Genomic DNA, 681 nt, shown 5'->3' with positions numbered 1-681 from the left:
AGTCGCACAAGAACGGCCGCGGTGAGCAGCGCGCCCGCGACATCTGCCTCGACGAGTTGAAGCAGTTGAGCGCGGACATTCCGGTGTTCGCATCGGTCGACTACTACCCGCAGCGCAAGGAGAGCCACCGCATGAACACGACGGTGCTCGAGGCCTACGCGGCCGAGCCCTCGCGCCAGACGCTCCAGAAGGTAAGCGACCGCTTCAAGAAGCACGGCGCGAAGTTCGATCTGCGCGTGATGGCCACGCACGGCGGGACGATCAGCTGGAAGGCCAAGGAGTTGGCGCGCACCATCGTCTCCGGACCGATCGGCGGCGTGATCGGCTCCAAGCTGTTGGGCGAGGCGCTCGGCTACGACAACGTCGCCTGTTCGGACATTGGCGGCACGTCGTTCGACATGGCGCTCATCACCAAGGGCAACTTCGCGATCGTGGCGGATCCCGATATGGCGAGGCTGGTGCTGTCGCTGCCGCTGGTGGCGATGGACTCGGTGGGCGCGGGTGCCGGCAGCTTCGTACGGCTGGACCCGTACAGCGGTGCCATCAAGCTGGGCCCCGACAGCGCCGGTTATGGGGTAGGCACCTGCTGGCCTGAAAGCGGGCTCGACACGGTGTCGGTCTCGGACTGCCACGTCGTTCTCGGCTACCTCAACCCCRACAACTTCCTCGGTGGCGCGATCA

1 protein-coding gene is annotated in these 681 nt (G+C 65.9%); it reads left to right on the top strand.

What is annotated here, in order from left to right:
• Window positions 1-681, top strand: a 681-nt coding sequence (locus tag ACXJ3V_RS20270) for a hydantoinase/oxoprolinase family protein (RefSeq protein WP_457102158.1), incomplete at both ends; no start/stop codon positions are given.

This window comes from Microbacterium sp. P5_E9 (assembly GCF_054049175.1).
This window is presented reverse-complemented; position numbering and strand designations above follow the sequence as displayed.